The organism is Kineococcus rugosus (genome assembly GCF_050871975.1).
GTDB lineage: Bacteria > Actinomycetota > Actinomycetes > Actinomycetales > Kineococcaceae > Kineococcus.
Genome location: NZ_JBJLSJ010000042.1, coordinates 1 through 14,466, shown reverse-complemented (window position 1 = coordinate 14,466; position 14,466 = coordinate 1). Strand labels below are relative to the sequence as shown.

General features: G+C 75.9%; 13 protein-coding genes, 2 tRNA genes and 1 pseudogene. 8 read left to right on the top strand and 8 right to left on the bottom strand.

From position 1 onward, the window contains the following. Nucleotides 1-175 precede the first annotated feature (175 nt). The 3 genes from ilvA (at nt 176) to ACRYM6_RS19815 (ending at nt 2,143) form a co-directional block, all read left to right on the top strand. Nucleotides 176-1,480, top strand: a complete 1,305-nt coding sequence (gene ilvA / locus ACRYM6_RS19825; protein ID WP_432544609.1) for a threonine ammonia-lyase IlvA — start codon at nt 176-178, stop codon at nt 1,478-1,480. 58 nt (nt 1,481-1,538) lie between these two features. After that, on the top strand, nt 1,539-1,805 hold the full coding sequence (locus ACRYM6_RS19820; protein WP_432544608.1) for a thioredoxin family protein: 267 nt from the start codon (nt 1,539-1,541) through the stop codon (nt 1,803-1,805). Between the two features lie 119 nt (nt 1,806-1,924). Then, nucleotides 1,925-2,143 (top strand): hypothetical protein, encoded by a 219-nt coding sequence (locus ACRYM6_RS19815; RefSeq protein WP_432544607.1) that lies wholly within the window; start codon nt 1,925-1,927, stop codon nt 2,141-2,143. 10 nt (nt 2,144-2,153) lie between these two features. Here the strand turns inward: ACRYM6_RS19815 and ACRYM6_RS19810 are convergent. From ACRYM6_RS19810 to dnaG, 4 genes and pseudogenes are all read right to left on the bottom strand, one after another. Then, nucleotides 2,154-2,227 (bottom strand) — tRNA-Ile (locus tag ACRYM6_RS19810). A 59-nt stretch (nt 2,228-2,286) separates the two neighbouring features. Next, a pseudogene (locus tag ACRYM6_RS19805) lies at nt 2,287-3,714 on the bottom strand (TrkH family potassium uptake protein). A gap of 173 nt (nt 3,715-3,887) precedes the next feature. Then, nucleotides 3,888-3,960, bottom strand: a tRNA-Asn gene (locus ACRYM6_RS19800). 101 nt (nt 3,961-4,061) lie between these two features. After that, entirely contained in the window at nt 4,062-5,933 is a 1,872-nt protein-coding gene (gene dnaG / locus ACRYM6_RS19795) for a DNA primase (protein ID WP_432544606.1), read from the bottom strand. 52 nt (nt 5,934-5,985) lie between these two features. Here dnaG and ACRYM6_RS19790 point away from each other — a divergent pair, with 52 nt between their 5' ends. The 4 genes from ACRYM6_RS19790 to ACRYM6_RS19775 all read left to right on the top strand — a co-directional run bounded on the left by ACRYM6_RS19790 (nt 5,986) and on the right by ACRYM6_RS19775 (nt 9,129). After that, nucleotides 5,986-7,302 carry an O-acetylhomoserine aminocarboxypropyltransferase/cysteine synthase family protein gene (locus tag ACRYM6_RS19790; protein WP_432544605.1) on the top strand — a complete coding sequence of 439 codons (1,317 nt, stop codon included), beginning with the start codon at nt 5,986-5,988 and terminating at the stop codon, nt 7,300-7,302. Between the two features lie 47 nt (nt 7,303-7,349). Continuing rightward, nucleotides 7,350-7,871, top strand: coding sequence for a CoA-binding protein (locus ACRYM6_RS19785; protein WP_432544632.1), 522 nt, complete (start codon nt 7,350-7,352; stop codon nt 7,869-7,871). 85 nt (nt 7,872-7,956) lie between these two features. After that, nucleotides 7,957-8,439: a hypothetical protein gene (locus ACRYM6_RS19780; protein WP_432544604.1), complete on the top strand. Its 483-nt coding sequence runs from the start codon at nt 7,957-7,959 to the stop codon at nt 8,437-8,439. A gap of 24 nt (nt 8,440-8,463) precedes the next feature. After that, complete coding sequence (locus tag ACRYM6_RS19775; RefSeq protein ID WP_432544603.1) at nt 8,464-9,129, top strand: DUF4190 domain-containing protein; 666 nt, start codon at nt 8,464-8,466, stop codon at nt 9,127-9,129. 13 nt (nt 9,130-9,142) lie between these two features. Here the strand turns inward: ACRYM6_RS19775 and ACRYM6_RS19770 are convergent, their stop codons facing one another. From ACRYM6_RS19770 to ACRYM6_RS19760, 3 genes are read right to left on the bottom strand one after another with little or no spacing between them, the layout of a single operon-like run. Further along, nucleotides 9,143-10,396 (bottom strand): deoxyguanosinetriphosphate triphosphohydrolase, encoded by a 1,254-nt coding sequence (locus ACRYM6_RS19770; protein ID WP_432544602.1) that lies wholly within the window; start codon nt 10,394-10,396, stop codon nt 9,143-9,145. Further along, a complete protein-coding gene (gene dusB, locus ACRYM6_RS19765) occupies nt 10,393-11,559 on the bottom strand; it encodes a tRNA dihydrouridine synthase DusB (protein WP_432544601.1) in 1,167 nt (388 codons plus the stop codon). Before dusB ends, ACRYM6_RS19770 begins: the two co-directional genes overlap by 4 nt. Further along, the gene (locus tag ACRYM6_RS19760) at nt 11,556-11,978 is read right to left on the bottom strand and encodes a universal stress protein (RefSeq protein ID WP_432544600.1); all 423 of its coding nucleotides are present in this window, start codon (nt 11,976-11,978) and stop codon (nt 11,556-11,558) included. The genes dusB and ACRYM6_RS19760 overlap by 4 nt, the downstream gene beginning before the upstream one ends. A 132-nt stretch (nt 11,979-12,110) precedes the next feature. On the opposite strand from ACRYM6_RS19760, the gene ACRYM6_RS19755 reads away from it, so the two are divergent. Next, nucleotides 12,111-13,091 carry a LacI family DNA-binding transcriptional regulator gene (locus tag ACRYM6_RS19755; protein ID WP_432544631.1) on the top strand — a complete coding sequence of 327 codons (981 nt, stop codon included), beginning with the start codon at nt 12,111-12,113 and terminating at the stop codon, nt 13,089-13,091. 34 nt (nt 13,092-13,125) lie between these two features. Here ACRYM6_RS19755 and ACRYM6_RS19750 read toward each other — a convergent pair whose 3' ends face one another. Then, nucleotides 13,126-14,337 (bottom strand): benzoate/H(+) symporter BenE family transporter, encoded by a 1,212-nt coding sequence (locus ACRYM6_RS19750; protein WP_432544599.1) that lies wholly within the window; start codon nt 14,335-14,337, stop codon nt 13,126-13,128. Nucleotides 14,338-14,466 lie beyond the last annotated feature (129 nt).

The following is a 14,466-nucleotide window of genomic DNA, read 5'->3' as shown; positions in this document are numbered from 1 at the left end:
TGAGGTGAGCCTTGCCGACCATAGGACACCCTCACCTCACTCGGACGCTTCGCTTCACGCGATGTGGTGCACCTCACACACCCCCCGGGAACCCGGCACCGGGTACCGCGTTGAGGCACCGCAGACGGGGACCCCTGGTCGCCAGCACCCCGCCGGCACCGGCAGGATCGTGCCCATGTCGCTCGACGCCGCGCCGCCCGCCACCCCGCCGACCACCGGGGAGGCGTTCCCGACCGCCGGCGACGTCGAGGCCGCCGCGGCCCGCCTGGCCCCGGTGGTCACCCGCACCCCGCTGGCCACCAGCAGCCGCTGGTCGGCCGAGCTGGACGCCCACGTGCGGGTCAAGCGCGAGGACCTGCAGGTCGTGCGCTCCTACAAGCTGCGCGGGGCCTACAACCTCGTCTCCCAGCTCGACGCCGGGCAGCGGGCCCGCGGCGTGGTGACCGCCAGCGCGGGCAACCACGCGCAGGGGCTGGCCTACGCCTGCGCGGCGCTGCGCGTGCAGGGCCGCATCTACGTCCCGCGCACCACCCCGCGGCAGAAGCGCGACCGGATCGCGGCCCTGGGCCAGGAGTTCGTCGAGACGATCGTCCTGGGCGACACCTACGACGAGGCCGCCGCCGCGGCCGCCGCCGACGCCGCGCGCACCGGCGCCACGATGGTCCCCGCCTTCGACGACGCCCGGACGCTGACCGGGCAGGGCACCGTGGCCGTGGAGGTCGTGGAGCAGCTGGCCGCCCTCGGCGAGGCCCCGCCGGACGTCCTGGTCGTCCCCGTCGGCGGCGGCGGCCTGCTCGCCGGGGTCCTGACCTGGGTGCGCGAGCGCCACCCGCAGGTGCGCGTCGTGGGCGTGGAACCGGAGGGGGCGCAGTCCATGGCGGCCGCGCTGGCCGCCGGGCACCCGGTGGAGCTGCCCGCCCTCGACACCTTCGTGGACGGCGCCTCGGTGCGGCGGGTGGGCGCGGTGACGCACGCCGTCGTCGCCCAGCACCCCGTGGAGCTCGTCGCGGTGCCCGAGGGGGCGATCTGCGTCGAGATGCTCGCGATGTACCAGACGGACGGGATCATCGCCGAGCCCGCCGGGGCGCTCGCGACGGCCGCCCTCGCCGGGTACGTGCGGGTCGAACCCGGTCAGAGCGTCGTGGCGGTCGTCTCCGGGGGGAACAACGACATCTCCCGCTACGCCGAGATCATCGAGCGGGCCCTGGTCCACGAGGGGCGCAAGCACTACTTCCTGGTGGAGTTCCCGCAGGAGCCCGGGGCCCTGCGCCGCTTCCTCGACGAGGTCCTCGGCCCGGACGACGACATCACGCTGTTCGAGTACGTCAAGCGCAGCAACCGGGAGTTCGGCCCGGCCCTGGTGGGGATCGAGATCCCCTCCCAGGACGACCTGCCGGGGCTGCTGGCCCGGATGGACGCCGCTCCCCCGTCGTTCGAGCGGATCTCGGCGGCCGAACCGCTGTACCGCTACCTGCTGTGAGCCGGCCGGGGGCCGGGGCGCCGGGAAGCAGGGCCGCGGCCCGGGCGTTCCCGCCGGGGTGATCGTCGAGCTGTACACCTCAGCGTTCTGCGCCCCGTGCCGCGCCGCCCGCCGCGTCGTGCGCGAGGCGGGCCGGCTCGTCCCGGCCGCGCGCGTCACCGAGGTCGACGTCGCCGACCACCCCGACCTCGCTGCGGCGGAACGGATCTCCAGCACCCCGACGGTCCTGGTCCGCGACGGCGGCGGCCGGGAGGTGTTCCGGGCCGCCGGCGCCCCCACCCTCCCGCAGGTCCTGGCGGCGCTGGCGCGGGCCCTGGAGCCGTGAGGTCACCCGATCAGCGGCTGTCGTCACCGGCCCGCCGGCCCGACCTTCTACTGGCCGCCGTTCGTGACCGACCACGACCGCCGCGCCCGGTCCCCGCTCCCAGGAAGGTCGCTCCCCGCATGGCTGCTCGTCCCACCTCGACCCAGGACCGGGTCCCCGGCACCACCTGGTCCCCCGCCGAGGCCGCCACCCTCGCGGTGGGCCCCGCCGACCGCCCGTTCGCGTTCCCGCGCGCCGCGCGGTCCTCCGCCGGCCCGGTGCCGCCCCGGGCCCTGCCCGGCAACACCTCCTCGCGCGGGCGGCTGCTGGAGCTGCTGCGGGTCAAGGCGTCGCGCTGACCCGCGCCGGTGGGGCGGGTGGGGCTCGAACCCACGACCGAGGGATTATGAGTCCCCTGCTCTGACCGACTGAGCTACCGCCCCCGAGGGGGCGAGCCTACCGGCGCCCGCTGCCCGCGAGGCTCCGGCCGGGTCCCGGGCGCTCAGCCGACGATGGTGCGCTCCTCCGGCAGCCGGTACAGCCGCGGCCTGCTGCGCAGCGCCAGGGCCGCGGCCAGGGTGATCGTGCCGGTGCGGCCGACGAACATCAACGCCACCAGCACCAGCTGGTGCGCGGCCGGCAGTTGCGCGGTGATGCCGGTGGACAACCCGACCGTCGCGAAGGCGGAGACCACCTCGTAGAGGATCTGGTCCAGGGTGAACGGCGTGGTCAGGGCGAACAGCACCGAGGGCAGGACCACCGCGGCCACCCCCAGCAGCGCCACGCTCAGGGCCTGCCGCTGCAGCCCCCGGGGCAGGCTGCGGCCGAAGGCGGTGACGGCGTCGTCCCCGCGGGCCTCGGAGAGGATGACGAGCAGCAGGACCAGGAACGTGGTGACCTTCACCCCGCCGGCGGTGCCGGCGCTGCCGCCGCCGATGAACATCAGCACGTCCGTGCCCAGCTAGGTCCCGGTGTTCATCTGCGCGATGTCGACGCTGTTGAACCCGGCGGTGCGCGGCATGAGCCCCTGGAAGAACCCGACGAGCAGCTTGCCGGGGACGCTGAGCCGGCCCAGGGTGCCCGGGTTCGTCCACTCCGCGACCAGCACGAACGCCGGGCCCAGGACGAGCAGCACCACCGTGCCCAGCACCGTGAGCTTGGTGTGCAGGCTCCAGCGGCGCGGCTCGCGCAGGTGGCGGCGCAGTTCGAACAGCACCGGGAAACCCAGCCCGCCGAGGACGACGGCCGCGCACAGGGGCAGGCAGATCCACGGGTCGGTGGCGAAACCGACGAGGTTGTCGCTGTAGAGCGCGAACCCGGCGTTGTTGAACGCCGACACCGCGTGGAAGGCCCCCAGCCACAACGCCCTCGGCAGCGGTTCGCCGTACCCGAGGGCGAAGCGCGCCGCCAGCAGTGCGGCGGTGACGCCCTCGACGACGAGGCTGGTGCGCGCCACCCCGAGCAGGATGGTGCGCACGTCGCCCAGTCCCAGGGTCTTGGTCTCCGCCTGGGCCACCAGCTGCCCGCGCAACCCGAGCCGGCGGGTGACCAGGACCCCCAGCAGCGAGGCCAGGGCCATGATGCCGAAGCCGCCGGCCTGGATGAGCACCGCGATGACGACCTGGCCGAAGCCGGACCAGTAGACGGGGGTGTCCACGACGATGAGCCCGGTCACGCACAGCGCCGACGTCGCGGTGAACAGCGCCTCCAGCACCGTGGCGGACCCCTCCCCGCGGTGGGCGGCGGGCAGCACCAGCAGCAGCGTGCCGAGGACGACGCCGACCGCGAACCCGGCGATCGTCAGCTGCGCCGGGTGGGGGCTGCGCGTCCGGCGCCGGCGGGCGGCGGGGCGCCCGGAGAGGTCGCGGGAGGGATCGGGGAGCGGGGACCGGGGGCGCTGGTCCCGGCCGGCCGGTGGGGAGCTGCTCATCACCGGCCAGGATGCTCCGCCACGCCCCGCCGCGGGCCACCTCGGGCTCCTCGACGCGCGGTCTTGACGCGTTCTTGACGACGGGGCCGGTGCCCGACGGGCGAGGGCCGGGGCCCGTGCGGCCCGGGAACGACGAGGGGGTCGCACCGGCCGGTGCGTCCCCCTCGAACCTGCTCCCGCAGTTGGACTCGAACCAACAACCTGCCGGTTAACAGCCGGCTGCTCTGCCAATTGAGCTATGCGGGACCACTCCACGTCCCGGCGGTGAACCCGCCGTGACGACTGTCCAACCGTACCAGCCCCTCGGGCCCCTCCGTGCACACCCCGGGCCCGGCGCGGGGCACCGCTCAGCCGCCGCCGTGCGCCCGCTCCTGCCACGTCCGGCGCGCGGCCTCCAGCCGGAACAGCTCCGTCGAGGCGGCCTGGTACTCCTGCGGCTGCGCCGCCGGGTCCAGCCGCTGCAGGGCGCGCCGCGCCTCGGCCACGGCCCGGGTGGCGGACTGGCCGGCGAGGGCCGCCACCAGGGAGCGCGCCCAGCGCTCCAGCTCCTCCTCGCTGGAGACCGGCAGGTCCACCGCGGCGAGCTCGTCGACCAGCGCGGCCACCGGCCCGTCGGCGTACTCCAGGACCGAGGACAGCCACGCCGGGCCGGGCGGCGCCTGCGAGGGCCCGCCGGCGGCCGTGACGGCGTCGTGGACGGCCCGGTGCCCCGGCGCGCCGAACGCGTCGGCCTCCAGCGCGTCGAAGACGTCCGCGACCGACCACGGCGCCTGCAGCGCGCAGGACAGGACGCGGCGCTCCAGCTGGGCCACCGGGTCGTTCAGGTCCACCGCGGGCCGCGCCGGCGCCGGCGGCGGGGTCTGCTGCGGGCGCGCGCCACCGGAGGCCCGGCGCACCCGGTCCAGCACGAACCGCTCGTCGAGGAACCCGGTCCACCGGTCCAGGTTGATCGCGTAGCGCTGCTGCAGGCCGCGGTCGCGGATGGCCGCCACGATCGGGGCGGCCGCGTCCAGCGCCGCCAGCCGGCCCCCCTCGGAGTCCAGGTCGAACCGCTGGATCGTGGAGCGGATCGCGAACTCGAACAGCGGGACGCGGCCGTCGACCAGCTGCGCCACGGCCGTCTCCCCCGCGGTCAGCCGCAGCTCGCACGGGTCCTGGCCGTCCGGGGCGACGGCCACGTACGTCTGCGCGCTGAACCGCTGGTCCAGCTCGTACGCCTTCATCGCGGCCTTCTGCCCCGCCGCGTCGCCGTCGAAGGTGAACACGACCTCCGCGGAGGCGTCGGCCTCCCCCAGCATCCGCTGCACGATCCGCGCGTGGTCCTCCCCGAAGGCGGTCCCGCACGTCGCGACGGCCGTCCCGACCCCCGAGAGGTGGCAGGCCATCACGTCGGTGTAGCCCTCGACCACGACGACCCGCTTGGTGCGGGAGATCTCCCGCTTGGCCAGGTCCAGGCCGTACAGCGCCTGGGACTTCTTGTAGACCGGCGTCTCGGGCGAGTTCAGGTACTTCGCCTCGATGCGGTCGTCGTCGAACAGCCGGCGCGCCCCGAACGCCACCGTGTGCCCGCTGACGTCGCGGATCGGCCACACCAGCCGCCCGCGGAACCGGTCGTACAGCCCGCGCTGGGACTGCCCCGCCAGCCCCGAGGTGACCAGCTCCTCCTCGCCGAACCCCTTGGCCCGCAGCTGCCGCAGCAGCGCGTCACCGGTGTTGGGGGCGAAACCCACCCCGAACCGGGCGGCGTCCTCGCGGCTGAAGCCCCGCGCGGCGAGGAAGCCGCGGGCGGTCTCGGCCGGGCCCGGCGCCTCGAGCTGGCGGGAGTAGAACTCCTCGGCGAGCACGTGCATCTCCAGCAGGCGCTGGCGCTGCCCGGCGTTGGTCGCCGGCCGCTGCGCCGCGCGGCCGCCGTCGTCGACGTACCGCAGCTGCACCCCGGCGCGCTGGGCCAGTCGCTCGACGGCGTCGGCGAACCCGAGGCCGTCGATCTTCATGACGAACTCGATGGCGTCGCCGGACTCCCCGCACCCGAAGCAGCGCCAGCGGCCCGTCGCGGGCCGGACGGTGAAGCTGGGGGTGCGCTCGTCGTGGAAGGGGCACAGCCCCTTGAAGGAGCCCACCCCGCCCGAGCGGAGGGTGACCTGCTCGCCGACGACCTCGTCGAGCCGCACCCGTTCCTTGACCGTCAGGAGATCGTCTGGATGGATGCGCCCGGCCACCCCGGGAGTGTAGGCGCCCTGCGCGTCCGCACCGGGTGGCAGGATCGTCCCCGTGAGCAGCGAGCAGAGCAGCGCCGGCGACGACAGGGCCTGGGGCTTCCGCACCCGGGCCGTGCACGCCGGGGCGGTCCCCGAGCCGACGACGGGCGCCCGCGCGGTCCCGATCTTCCAGACGACGAGCTTCGTCTTCGAGGACGCCGCCGACGCCGCGAACCTCTTCGCGCTGCAGAAGTACGGCAACATCTACTCGCGCATCTCCAACCCCACCGTCGCCGCCCTCGAGGAGCGGATGGCCTCCCTGGAGGGCGGGCTCGGGGCCCTGGCCTGCGCCAGCGGGCAGGCCGCGGAGTTCCTCGTCTTCGCCGCGCTCGCCGGCGCCGGGGACCACGTCGTCGCCTCCAACAACCTCTACGGCGGGACCGTCACCCAGCTCGACGTGACGCTGCGCCGCTTCGGCGTCGACACGGTGTTCGTCGACCCCGAGCCGGAGGCGGTGCGCGCCGCGATCACCGACAAGACTCGGTTCGTGTTCACCGAGCTCGTCGCGAACCCCTCGACCGTGATCGCCGACGTCCGCGCCCTGGCCGACGTCGCGCACGAGGCGGGCATCCCGCTGGTCGTGGACGCCACCACCGCCACCCCCTACCTGTGCCGGCCCATCGAGCACGGCGCGGACGTCGTCATCCACTCCGCGACGAAGTTCCTCGGCGGCCACGGCACCACCCTGGGCGGTGTCGTGGTCGACGCCGGGACCTTCCCCTGGGACAACGGCCGGTTCCCGTCGATGACCGAGCCCGTCGCCTCCTACGGCGGGCTGTCGTGGTGGGGGAACTTCGCCGAGTACGGGTTCCTGACGAAGCTGCGCAGCGAGCAGCTGCGCGACATCGGCGCCACGCTGTCGCCCCACTCGGCCTTCCTGCTGCTGATGGGGATCGAGACGCTGCCGCAGCGGATGCGCGAGCACGTCGCGAACGCGCAGCGGGTCGCGGCCTGGCTGGAGGCCGACGAGCGGGTGTCCTGGGTGCGCTACTCGGGACTGCCCTCGCACCCCCACCACGCCCGGGCGCAGCAGTACCTGCCCGAGGGTCCCGGGGCGGTGTTCTCCTTCGGCGTCGTCGGCGGGCGCGCCGCGGGGGAACGGTTCATCAACAGCGTCCAGCTGTGCTCGCACCTGGCGAACATCGGCGACGCGCGGACCCTGGTGCTGCACCCGGCCTCCACGACGCACCAGCAGCTGTCCGCCGACCAGCTGCAGGCGGCCGGGGTCCCGGCCGACCTCATCCGCATCAGCGTGGGCCTGGAGGACGTCGAGGACGTCCTGTGGGACCTCGACCAGGCCCTCACCGAGGCCGTCAAGGGGGACGCGTGACCGAGCAGAGCATCTCCGACGTCGGCACCCTCGCGGCCCCGGGGACCCTGCGGGAGCAGCCCGCGGCGACCGGCGCGAAGGACGCCCCGGCCACGTCGTGGGCCGAGCCGTCGGCCGGTGAGCGGCTGCGCATCCTGCGCCGCACGCGGACCGTCGCGATCCTCGGGGCGTCGGCCAAGCCGTCCCGGGCCGCCTACTTCGTCGAGACGTACCTGCTGGCCGACTCCGACTTCGAGCTGTGGTTCGTCAACCCGAACGAGACCGAGATCCTGGGCCGCCCCTGCTACCCGTCGCTGGCCGAGCTGCCCGGGGTCCCCGACCTCGTCGACGTCTTCCGCCGCCCCAGCGAGCTGGGCGCCGTCCTCGACGACGTCATCGCCGTGGGCTCGCCGGTGATGTGGATGCAGCTGGGGCTGGCCGACGAGGCCGTGGCCCGGCGCGGGGCGGAGAACGGCGTGACGGTCGTCATGAACCGCTGCCTGAAGATCGAGCACGCCCGCTTCCACGGCGGCCTGCACCTGGCCGGTTTCGACACCGGCGTCATCTCCTCCCGCCGCCGCGCCCGCTGACGTCGCCGTCCCCCCGGGGCGCGCCCGTCCACAGGGCGGGTCCCGGGCTCCGGGACCGGCGCGCGGGCGCACCTACCGTCGCCGGGTGACCCGCAGACTCCCCTGGGTGGCCGTCGGCGCCGCGGCGGCGCTCGGCGCGCAGACCCTCCTGCTCGCCTCGGCCGCCGCGCTCGCCACCGCCCGCGACCCGGTCAGCCCGATGCACCCGCCCAGCGCCGAGCGGCGGGCGGCGCCGCCGCCGTGGGGCGCCGGCACCTGCCTGGCCGAGCGCGTCGCGGTGCCCTGCGCGCACGGGCACGACGCCGAGGTGGTCGCCGTGGTCGACCCGGGCCGGCAGGACGACGAGGTGCTGCGCCGCTGGACCGCGAACGCCGTCTGCGCCCGGGAGGTCGCCGCCCGGGCGGTGGGCACCGGGACCCTGCGGCTGACGCACGCCTCCACCTACCCCGACGACGCGCTGCAGCGCCGCGACACCCGGGTCTGGTGCCTGCTCGTGGCCGGCCCGCGGACCGTCCTGCTCGGGTCGCTGACCGCCGGGGACCTGGAGCTCCCCGTCCGGCTGGAGTGAGCCGCCGTCCGTAGAGTCGGGACGGTGAGCTCCTCCCAGCCGGGCCCCGGGCCCTCGCGGTCCACCGACGGGTTCTCGATCGCGGCGCTGGTCACCGGGATCGCCGGCACCGGCCCGGTCGCGTTCGCCCTCGGGGCGCTGGCGCTGCACCGCACCGCGTCCCGGCGCACGCCCGGGCGCGGGTTCGCGGTGGCGGGGATGGTCCTGGGCGGGTTCTGGATGCTCGTGGCGTCCGGGGCCGTTGTGGCGGTGGTGGCCGCCGGGATCGGCGGGGCGGGCCTGCTGCGGGGTCTGGGCGGGCCGGCGGGCACGGTCACCGTCGACGACCTCGAGGCCGGGGACTGCTTCGAGACCGGCGCCGACGACGGCCGGGCCGGCACCGTGGAGCAGGTCGACTGCGCCCGCGCGCACGACGGCGAGGTGCTGGAGGTCGTGTCCCTGCCCGAGGGCCCCTACCCGGGGGAGGCGTCCCTGGAGCTCTGGTCGGAGGACCGCTGCATGAGCGACGCGAACGAGGCCGTCGAGCGGGCCGGTCTGGTCCCGGAGGACTTCGAGTACGGCTACTACTACCCGCTGGAGGGCAACTGGCGCGAGGGCAGCCGCCTGCTGCAGTGCACCATCCACGGCGGGGGCGGGCAGGACGTGCGCGGTTCGGTGCTCGCGGGGGACGCCACGCTCGGCGTGGGCTGACCGCCCGCGCCGCTCAGCGCGCCAGGCGGGCGTGCCAGGCCTGCGCCGAGACGTCGGTGAGCGAGGCGATCTGGTCGACGACGACCCGCAGCCGGGCCGCGTCGTCCCCCGCCGCGGCGTGGTCCTCCCGGAACGGCGGCTCGAGCACGTCGGGGCCGCCGTCGACGAGCGCGGCGAGCAGCTCGTGCAGCAGCTCGCGCTGGCGGGCGTAGAAGGGCTGCCGCTCCTGCGCGCTCATGACGAACGTGGCCGCGACCCCCTTCAGGACGGCGACCTCGAGGGCCGTCCCGGCCGGGACGACGACGTCGGCGGCGTACCGGGTGAGCCGCCCGTCGCCGTACCGGGCGCGCGTGGCGTGCTCGGCGGCGTTGGCGAACCGGCCGATGAGCTGGGAGGTCATGTCCTTCAGCGCCGCCAGGTGGCGGCGGCCGCCGAAGACCTCCCCGGGTCGTTCCGCGGCCCAGTACCCCGAGGTCGACAGCCGGCGCAGCGCGTCGGCCACGGCGTCGTCGGTGGCCTCGGGCAGGTACCAGTCCCGCACCTGGGCGGCGACGCGGGCGCGGATCTCGGCCTGCTCGAGCCAGTCGAGGCGCACGTGCCCGGCGACGACGGCGTCCTCGACGTCGTGCACGGAGTAGGCGACGTCGTCGGCGAAGTCCATGACCTGCGCCTCGACGCAGGGGCGGTTCTCCGGGGCGCCGTCGCGCAGCCAGGCGAAGACGTCGGCGTCGTCGGCGTAGGCGCCGAACTTGGAGGTGACGCGCGGCGCCTTGCCGTGCAGCCACGGGTACTTGGTGGCGGCGTCCAGGCTGGCCCGGGTGAGGTTCAGCCCCACCGGCGACCCGTCGGCGGCGGCCGACTTCGGTTCGAGGCGGGTGAGGATCCGCAGCGTCTGGGCGTTGCCCTCGAACCCGCCGATGCCGGCGGCGGCCTCGGCGAGCGCGCGTTCGCCGTTGTGCCCGAACGGCGGGTGCCCGAGGTCGTGGGCGAGGCAGGCGGTGTCGACGACGTCGGGGTCGCAGCCCAGGGCCGCGCCGAGCTCGCGGCCGACCTGCGCGACCTCGAGGGAGTGGGTGAGCCGGTTGCGGACGAAGTCGTCGGTGCCGGGCCCGACGACCTGCGTCTTGGCGGCCAGCCGGCGCAGCGCCGAGGAGTGCAGGACGCGGGCCCGGTCGCGCATGAACGCGCTGCGGCCGTGCGCCTTGGGCGGCTCGGCGGCCCAGCGCTCGGTGTCCTGGGGGCCGTAGCCCGCTGCGGCGCCGCTCATCCGCCGGACACCGACAGCTCGGCCTGGCGGATCATCTCGGCGGCGACGCCGGTCAGCTCCTGGCTGTCGAGCCAGCCCTCGGGCAGCGCGACCCGGGCCTGGGGGGAACCGGCGCGCCCGCGCGAGCCCTCGGCGGCCGCGCCGGGGTACGGCTGGTCCAGGTCGAGGTCGGCGATGAGCTCGTCGAGGGCCTCGAGGGTGTCGACGAGGCCGAGCTTGGCGCGCATGTCGCCGCCGACGGCGTACCCCTTGAAGTACCAGGAGACGTGCTTGCGGATGTCGCGGCAGCCGCGCAGCTCGTCGCCGTAGAAGGCGCACAGGAGCTCGGCGTGGCGGCGCAGCACCCCGGCGACCTGCCGCAGGCCCGGGCGCACCCGCTCGGGGCGGCCGGCGAAACCGGCTTCGAGGTCGGCGAACAGCCACGGCCGGCCCAGGCAGCCGCGGCCGACGACGACGCCGTCGACCCCGGTGCGGCGCACCATCTCCAGGGCGTCCTCGGCGCTCCACACGTCCCCGTTGCCCAGGACGGGGATGGTGGTGACGGTCTCCTTCAGCCGGGCGATGGCGTCCCAGTCGGCGGTGCCGGAGTAGTGCTGGGAGGCGGTGCGGCCGTGCAGCGCGACGGCGGAGGCGCCCTCCTGCTCGGCGGTCCGGCCGGCCTGCAGGTAGGTGAGGTGGTCGTCGTCGATGCCCTTGCGCATCTTCACCGTCAGCGGGATGCCGCCCTTGGACGCCTCGCGGACGGCGCCGCGGACGATGTCGCGGAACAGGTCGGCCTTCCAGGGCAGCGCCGACCCGCCGCCCTTGCGGGTGACCTTGGGGACGGGGCAGCCGAAGTTGAGGTCGACGTGGTCGGCGAGGTCCTCGGCGACGATCATCTCGACGGCCTTGGCGACGGTGAGGGGGTCGACGCCGTACAGCTGCAGGCTGCGGGGCGTCTCGTCGGCCTCGAAGGTGATGAGGCGCATCGTCTCGGGGGTCCGTTCGACGAGCGCGCGCGAGGTGATCATCTCGCTGACGTAGAAGCCCTGGCCCTGCTCGCGGCACAGGCGCCGGAAGGCGGAGTTGGTGATGCCGGCCATGGGCGCCAGGACGACCGGCGTCGGGGAGACGAGCGGTCCGATCCGCAGCGGCCGGGCGGCGGTCAGCGTGGGTGCACTCACGCACCCATTGTGACCGCCTCGGCGGGGGTCGGGCAGCAGGTGCCCCCGGGCTCGGGGACGGCCAGCACGGGGCAGGGGGCGTCGAGGACGACGAGGCGGGCCCGGCCGCCGAGCAGGTCGTCGACGCCGCGGCGGGGCAGGCCCACGACGAGGAGGGCGGCGTGCTCGCGCTCGGCGTGCTCGAGCAGGGCCTCGGTGAGGTCGGCGCCCTCGGGGGGCAGCCGGACGTCGAGGCCGGCGAGCGCGGTGCGGCAGCGCAGCAGCAGCCCGTCGGGCAGCGGGGCGGCGGCGACGACGGTGAGGGTGCCGCCGCGCAGGCGGGCCTGGGCCAGGGCCTCGAGGACGGCGTGCTCGTCGCCGGGCTCGTAGCCGACGACCACCTGCGGGTGCCGGCGGTGGGGGGACCTCGGATCGCGCATCTGCCGCTCCCTCGCGTCGATGGATCTCGTCGATCGCCGACACTAGGATCGGACAAGCGCTTGCGCAAGCGCTTGTCCGGGGGCGTCGCCGGACCGTGACCTCGCGGGGAGGAGGCTGGGACCGTGGTGACGATGGCCGACGTGGCGCGCCTGGCGGGGGTGAACGCCTCGACCGTCTCGCACGTCCTCAACGGGACCCGGACCGTCAGCGCCCCGACGCGCGAGGCCGTGCTCGCCGCGATCGCCCGGACCGGCTACCGGCAGAACGCCCTGGCCCGGTCCCTGGCCCGGTCCTCCACGACGACCCTGGGGCTGGCCAGCCGGTTCGTGTCCAACCCGCACTTCGCCGACCTCGTGACGTCCATCGAGTCCAGCGCGCGCCGCGCCGGGTACTCCCTGGTGCTGGCCGACACCCACGACGACCCCGAGCAGGAGCTGCGGGCGGTCCACGAGCTGGCCGACCGCCGCGTCGACGGGGTGCTGCTGGCCCCCTCGGTCCACGCCGCCGACGGCGCGCTGCCCTTCCTGCGCCAGCACCGCGTCCCGACCGTGCTGCTCGACCGGTTCACCGACGCCCCCCTGGACCAGGTGGCGCCGGAGAACACCGAGGCCACCGCCCTGCTGACCGGCCACCTCGCCGACCTGGGCCACACGTCGCTGGCCTTCGTCGCCGGGCTCACCGGCCTGAGCTCGACCACCGAGCGCCTGGAGGGCTTCACCCGGGTCGTCACCTCCCGCGCCCTGTCCGGGACCGTCCTGGACGGCGGCAGCGAGACCGAGGTCGCCGAGGCGGCCGTGCGCGCCGCGTTCGCCGGGCCCGGACGCCCCAGCGCGGTGGTCGTGGGCAACAACTCGATGACGGTGGGGACGCTGCGGGCGCTGCGGGCGCTGGGGCTGCGGGTGGGCGTCGACGTGGCCCTGGTCTGCTACGACGACCCCGAGTGGGCCGACCTCGTCGACCCCGCCCTGACCGCGATCCACCAGGACGTGCCCGCGATGGCGACGCGCGCGGTGACGATGATCCTCGAACGGCTCCGCGACGACGCCCCGGCGGCCCCCCGCCGCGAGCGGATCCCGCCGACCTTCCGGCACCGGGCGTCCTGCGGCTGCTGAGCCCGCCGCCCCGGCCCGCCCCGGCCGGCCCCGGTCAGCTCCGGCCGGGTGCGGTCCGCGCCCGCAGCCAGGCGAAGGCGACCAGCCCCGCCACCAGCCCCCAGAACGCGCTGCCGATCCCCGCGAACGTCACCCCGGAGGCGACGACCGCGAAGGTCAGGCCCGCGGTGGGGCGGTGGGCGGGGTCGGCGAGCGCGGAGACGAGGCCGCCGACGAAGGAGTCCAGCAGGGCCAGCCCGGCGACGGCCTCGACCAGGACCGGGTCGGTGGTGCCGACCAGGCCGGCGATGGGCGCGGCGAGCAGCCCCAGCACGAGGTACCCCGCGCCCCCGGCGACGGCGGCGACCCAGCGGCGCCGGGGGTCCGGGGAGGCGTCGGGCCCGGCGATGATCCCGGCGGCCAGGGCGGAGAGGTTGACGGCGTGCCCGCCGAAGAGGGCGGCAGCGCCGCTGCCGACGCCGGCGCCCACGAGGACGCGACCGGTGGGGACGTCGCGGTAGCCCAGGGCGTGCAGGATCGTGAACCCGGGGATGTTCTGCCCGGCCATCGTGACGACGTACAGCGGGACACCGAGGGAGACCAGGACGTACGGGTCGAGCTCGGGCAGCACGGGCACGAGCCGGGGCACCCAGTCCAGGGACGTCGACCCCGGCAGCCCGGCGACGGTGAACCCCAGCGCGGCGACCATCGCGGCGGGGACGGCGAGCACCGGGCGGAGGCGGCGCAGGGCCAGCCACACGAGGAGGACCACGACCCCGGCGGCGGGCTGGGCCCGCACGGCGGTGACGGGGGCCAGGCACAGCGGCAGCAGGACCCCGGCCAGCAGGGCCCCGGCGACGGGGGTCGGCACCCGGCGCACGAGCCGGGCCAGCGCGGGCCAGGCGCCGGTGACGACGACCAGCAGGGCGCACAGCGCGAACGCGCCGACCGCGGCGCCGAAGGACCCGGTGCGGCCCTGGGCGGCGACGAGCAGCGCCGCCCCGGGGGTGGACCAGACGAAGGACAGCGGCGTGCCGGTGCGCCAGGACAGCAGCGCGGCGAGGGCGAACTGCGCCAGGCACAGCGCGAACAGCCCCGAGGCGGCCTGCGCGGGGGTGGCGCCGACGGCGGTCAGGCCGGCGAGGACGAGGACGAAGGAGGAGGCGAACCCGGTGACGGCGGCGACGGCGCCGGCCGAGACGGGCTGGACCAGCCCGCCGTCGCGGCGGTGCTGCGCCCCGGGGGGCACCCGGGGCGCCCCGGGCACCGCGTCGCCGCCTCGTCCCGCCCGCTCCCCCGCGTGATCACCCCCCGCGCGACCCTACCGAACGGCGAGGGGGCGCGCCCCCCTCCGGCGGCGGGGGGGGGGGGGGGGGGGGGTTGGGGCTGGGGCCCG